This is a genomic window from Desulfuromonadales bacterium (genome assembly GCA_035620395.1).
Taxonomy (GTDB): domain Bacteria; phylum Desulfobacterota; class Desulfuromonadia; order Desulfuromonadales; family DASPGW01; genus DASPGW01.
The window spans coordinates 1-5,478 of record DASPGW010000262.1 but is presented as its reverse complement, the minus strand read 5'-3'; the positions used below and the strand labels follow the sequence as shown (position 1 = coordinate 5,478).

Genomic DNA, 5,478 nt, shown 5'->3' with positions numbered 1-5,478 from the left:
GCCGATGCTGCTGCTGCTCTGCGCCCGGCTGTCGGGTTACCGGGGTGACCGCCACGTTGGCCTGGCCAGCGTCGTCGAATTCATCCACACAGCCACGCTGCTCCATGACGACGTTGTCGACAGCGCCGTGCTGCGGCGCGGCAATGCCTCGGCCAATTCGGTCTGGGGGAACGAGGCGTCGGTGCTGGTCGGCGATTTCCTGTTCGCCAAATCGTTCTCCATCATGGTCCGGGCCGGCAACCTGCGAATCCTTGAGGTCCTTTCCGATGCCACGACCCAGATGGCCGAAGGGGAGGTCCTGCAGTTGATCAGCACCTGCGATCTCGACCTCGATGAGGAGCGCTATCTGGCGGTGGTGCGCAACAAGACGGCGATTCTGATTGACGCCGCCTGCCGCTGTGGCGGCATCCTCGGCGGGGTGAGCGAGGCCCGGGAACAGGCCCTCGCCGACTTCGGCATGGACCTCGGGATCGCTTTCCAGCTCATGGACGACGCCCTCGACTACGTGGCGGAGGAAGTCGAGTTCGGCAAGGTGCGTGGGCACGACCTGTCCGAGGGGAAAATGACCCTGCCGCTGATCCAGACTCTGCGCTGCTGTACGGCAGAAGAACGGGAGCGAGTGGCAACCGTCGTCGAGGATGACTTGTCGGAAGAGGGGCTCTCCTATGTCATCGGCCTCATCGAGCACTATGACGGCATCGGTCACACCCGGCGCCGGGCCCGAGAGCTGGTGGAACGCGCCAAGCAGCGCCTCACCCTGTTCGAGGACGGGCCGGAGAAGCAAGCCCTTTGCGAACTGGCCGACTATGTGGTCAACCGGCGGAAATAGCCCTTTGCCGCGATTTAACTTAGCCCATTCTAGTAAAAAGGCTTCCGGTTCAATGCCGGAAGCCTTTTTTGTCGAAACACGATCCCGCTGTTTACTGCGTTTGCCGGGATTTGCCCGGAGTGGGAATGCTTGGCGCGAAAATTGCTCATTCAGGATGCAAAGCAAATTATCGCAAGCCGCTTGTCTTGAAGCGAGTGAATCGACCACCAGGCCACCCCACAGATGTAAAGGTTATGGAACCGGAAATTCTCGTTCACAAGTCCATTTTTCATATCGCCGGTCAGGATTACGAAGTCACCGTCTATACCCGACCGGATGGTGCCCATGTCGCCAAGACCTCCTTCAGCCCGGTCGACGTGATCGTCAACGATGGTCATTCGCTCGATGAGGTCCTGGCCAAGCACCGGCGGCTTCTCCCGCTGGCAGTCAATTCCCGCCAGATCCTGCGCGAACTGGAACGTTCCTGATCCCTCCCATTTTTTCGCAGTCGATTGTCTCTTCCGGTGACTCACCCTTCGCTGTTATAATCGGCCCATGGCGCGCCTGAATCTGCACAAGAAGATTCTGTATGCATTCTGGGCACTTTCGCTTGTCCCGCTGATTTTGCTGGCGATCAACTCGAGTCACAGTCTGCGTTCCGTCGAGGCCTTGCTGCGTGAGAATGCGGCCGAGGCTCTGGATACCCAGGCGGCGCGTGGCCTGGAGTTGAGGGCGGAGATGGTGGCGCGGGAGGTCGGCGATTTTCTCCGCTCGGTGGAAGGCGACCTGCACGACCTGGCGATGCTGCCGCCGCAGGCCGAAGTTTACCTCGACTTCTGGCACAACCACCGCAAGGAGATCTGGTACCGCGCCGGCACCAATGAAACACCCATGGAAAACCGGGGAATGTTCCCCCTCTACAGCGAGCTCGCGTTTGTCGGCCCCGATGGCCGGGAACGCCTGCGCATCGTCGACGGACGCGCTGTCCCGACGCTGCGCAACGTATCCGACCCCGCCCAGACCACCTACCTGACCGAAACCTATTTCCAGCAGGCTCGAGATCTTCCCCCGGACCAGATATTCGTCTCCCGCGTTACCGGCTGGCATATAAACCGCGAGGAGCAGTTGCGCGGTGCGGCAACGCCCGAAGCGGCCGTCGAAGGCGATATTTACCGCGGCGTCATCCGCTTCGCCAAGGCACAGTATGACAAGGCCGGCCGGTTCGGAGGGGTGGTGGTCCTCTCCCTCGACCACCGCCATCTGATGGAATATACCCAGCACATCACCCCCACGGAGGACCGCTTCGTCGTCTTTCCCTCCTACGACAGCGGCAACTACGGCTTCATGTTCGATGACGAGGGATGGATGATCGCTCATCCCAAATTCTGGGATATCCGCGGTCTCGACCGTTCCGGGCAACTGGTCCCCCCTTATACTGCTGAATCGTCGCCTGAACTGGTGGCGCGGGGGGTCATTCCGTTCAACCTCTTTCATGCCGGCTTCATCCATCCCAACTATCCGGTGGCGGCCAGGGCGGTGCTCGATGGCCGCTCCGGGGTGGTCGATGTCACCAATATCGGCGGCTCGCGCAAGATCATGGCCTATGCGCCGATCGCTTACGACCGCGGCGATTTCGCCCGGAGCGGCATCTTTGGCGGGGTAACAATAGGCGCCGAAGTGAACCAGTTCCACAAGGCCGCCACGGAGACCTCCGCCGTTATCCGCCGGGAGATTACCCGTTTCGTCAGCAAGTCTTCCTTGATTGTCGCCATTACCGGACTGCTGGTCCTGTATGCCGCCTACCTGCTGTCACGCAGCGTCGCCCGCCCCATGCTGAGGCTGATCGACGGGACCAAGGCGATGGCCCAGGGGACCCTGACGACCGAGGTGCCGGTGACTTCCGGAGACGAGGTGGGGCAGTTGACCGAATCGTTCAATGCCATGGCGCGCGAACTCAACTTTCGCCGCGAGCGGCTGCTGGGGACTCTCGAAGATCTGCGGCGGTCGCGACGGGAGATCCTGCGGGAACGCAATTTCAAGGAGACGATCGTCGAGAATATCGAGGCGGGAATCCTGACCCTCGATGCCGATGATCGGGTGACGTCGGTCAATGGTCCGGCCCAGCACATTCTGGCTTTGCCCCAGCAGGCTGCCGCCATGCCGGTCAATCAACTGCTCGCGGCCTGGCCCGAGCTTCTCGCCGCCCTTGAGACCGCCCGCGGCAATCCCGAAAACAACCGCTGGAGCCGCTACGTCGATGCCGAGCGGGGCGGGCGAACCGTGAACTTTCGCCTGGCGCTGCATCCGCTGCAGTTCGGCGACGAAGGCGGCCGCATCCTCACCGTCGAGGAAATCACCGAGCGGGTCAACGTGCGCAAAACCATGGGGCGGATGGAGCGGCTGGCCTCCCTCGGCCGGCTCTCGGCCGGGATTGCCCACGAAATACGCAACCCGCTGACGGGCGTGAGCCTGCTGCTCGATGAACTGCACGACCGTTTGCTCAGCCAGCCCGCCGACCAGACCCTGATCCGTCGTTCACTGCAGGAGATCGAGCGCCTGGAGGGGCTGGTAGGCGAACTGCTCAACTTCGCCTCCTCACCTCAGGGACGGCTGGAGCCGGGTGACGTCGGCGAGGTCCTGCGTGATACCATTTTTCTGGTGAAGAAGCAGTGCCAGCGGGCGGGGGTCGAGCTGGTCGAGGAGATGGATGCGGCCTTCCCGCCGTTTCCTCTCGACCGCGACAAGCTGAAGCAGGCTTTTCTCAATCTGTTGTCCAACGCCCTGGAGGCGATGCCTGCCGGCGGGACGTTGACGGTCACCGCCCAGGTCGCGGAAGACGGTGTGCGGGTGTCGATCCGGGACACCGGCGAGGGGATACCGGCCGACCGCCTTCCCCTGATTTTCGAGCCCTTCTACACCAGCAAGGAGGATGGAACGGGGCTCGGCCTCTCGATTACACACAACATCATTTCCGACCACGGAGGCCGGATCGAGGTGAGCAGTTGCCCCGGCGCAGGAAGTGTCTTTGTGCTCTGCTTCCCCTTTGACGGTGATCGGGGCGCTGTCTGATACCAAAAAGTTCGAAAACCCGCCACTTCCCTCCTCGTGGCGCACATCTCAAGGCTGTTATTACCTTAAAGCGCATCATTTACTCTTGATGTGGCTAAAATCCACCATTTTTCTATTGCCTTTCTTGTAAGACAGTCCTAACATCTGCGACGTATACAAAATCCTGTTTTACGAATTCTCACCGCTTTGGCGAGATTGCCATGGGGGAGATGCTGTCTGGAGCACGCATGGAAAAAATCCTGATCGTTGACGATGAAGCCTTCATCCGGGAGAACCTCGAGCGGATTCTGGCCGAGGACGGCTATCGTCCCTTTTCGACCGAGAGTGGTGACGAAGCCATCAAGCAGGTGGCTGAAGAGGAAGTCGACCTGGTGCTGCTCGATCTCAACCTCGGCACCAAAAGCGGTCTCGATGTCCTCGCCTCGCTGCGGGAAGTCGACCCCGATGTCCTGGTGATCATCATCACCGGCTACGGTACCGTCGAGAGTGCCGTCGAGGCGCTCAAGATGGGGGCCTACGACTATATCAAGAAACCGTTCAAGGCCGACGCCATCCGGCTGATCGTCCGGCTGGCCCTGGAGACGCAGAGTCTGCGCCGGGAAGTGCGCCACCTGCGCCGGGAGGGGAAGGGGAAGGATTTGCCCGGTTCCGCGGACATGATCGGGGCCAGTCCCCAACTGCTGCAGATCTACCGTCAGGTGCGCGAGGTCGCCAAGCACGAGACCGCTACCGTGCTGATCACCGGCGAGTCGGGCACCGGCAAGGAACTGGTCGCCCGGGCCATCCACAATCTTTCGCCGCGCAAGGAACGCCCCTTCATTGAAATCAACTGCGGCTCGCTCCCCTTCAATCTGCTGGAAACGGAACTTTTCGGCCACGAGCGGGGCGCTTTCACCGATGCCAAGACGCGCAAGATCGGTCTCTTCGAGGAGTCGAACGGGGGGACCATCTTCCTCGACGAGATCGGCGAGATGGACATGAATCTCCAGGTCAAGCTGCTTCGGGTGCTGGAGGATCGCAAGATCCGTAGGCTCGGCGGCGTCCGCAACATCGACATCGACGTGCGGGTCATTGCCGCCACCAATCGCCACCTGAAGGAGGCGATCGAAGAGAAGGCGTTCCGCGAAGACCTCTACTACCGGCTCAACGTCTTCCCGATTCATGTGGCGCCGCTGCGCGAACGCCGTGAAGATATCCCGCCGTTGCTCGACTATTTCATCAAGCGATTCAGCGGCGAATTCAACAAACGAATCCGCGAGGTCTCCCGTGATGCCCTTGACCTGCTGATGCGCTACCACTGGCCCGGCAATGTTCGCGAGCTGCGCAATGTGGTGGAGCGGGTCTGCATCATGTGCAACGCCGAGGTGATCACTCCCGATTTTCTGCCGCGGGAGATCTGGGGCGAGGCGCCGCGCAAGGAGATGCCCCTCTCCTTCGAGATACCTCCCGAGGGGATCCTGCTTGAGGATATGATTGGCGAGATCGAAAAGGAGCTGATCGCCAAAGCACTCAAGATCACCGGCAGCAACGTGGCGAAGACGTCCAGGCTGCTGAATGTCCCGCGGGGAACCCTGCGCTACAAACTGGAGAAGTACGAGCTG

Annotated in this window: 4 protein-coding genes; all 4 read left to right on the top strand. The window is 61.1% G+C overall.

Annotation, left to right across the window (positions count from 1 at the left end; all coding sequences use genetic code 11):
* Positions 1-829, top strand: an 829-nt coding sequence (locus VD811_14325; protein HXV22160.1) for a polyprenyl synthetase family protein, incomplete at its 5' end; no start/stop codon positions are given.
* 233 nt (positions 830-1,062) lie between these two features.
* A complete protein-coding gene (locus VD811_14320; GenBank protein ID HXV22159.1) occupies positions 1,063-1,296 on the top strand; it encodes a hypothetical protein in 234 nt (77 codons plus the stop codon).
* Between the two features lie 67 nt (positions 1,297-1,363).
* Complete coding sequence (locus tag VD811_14315; GenBank protein ID HXV22158.1) at positions 1,364-3,877, top strand: ATP-binding protein; 2,514 nt, start codon at positions 1,364-1,366, stop codon at positions 3,875-3,877.
* Between the two features lie 227 nt (positions 3,878-4,104).
* Positions 4,105-5,478: sigma-54 dependent transcriptional regulator (locus VD811_14310; protein ID HXV22157.1), on the top strand; the 1,374-nt coding region annotated here is incomplete at its 3' end.

What these genes read in the sequence shown, in the direction of transcription:
- VD811_14320 (HXV22159.1), top strand. Translation starts at nt 1,063, where the DNA reads ATGGAACCGGAAATTCTCGTTCACAAGTCCATTTTTCATATCGCCGGT.
- VD811_14315 (HXV22158.1), top strand. Translation starts at nt 1,364, where the DNA reads ATGGCGCGCCTGAATCTGCACAAGAAGATTCTGTATGCATTCTGGGCA.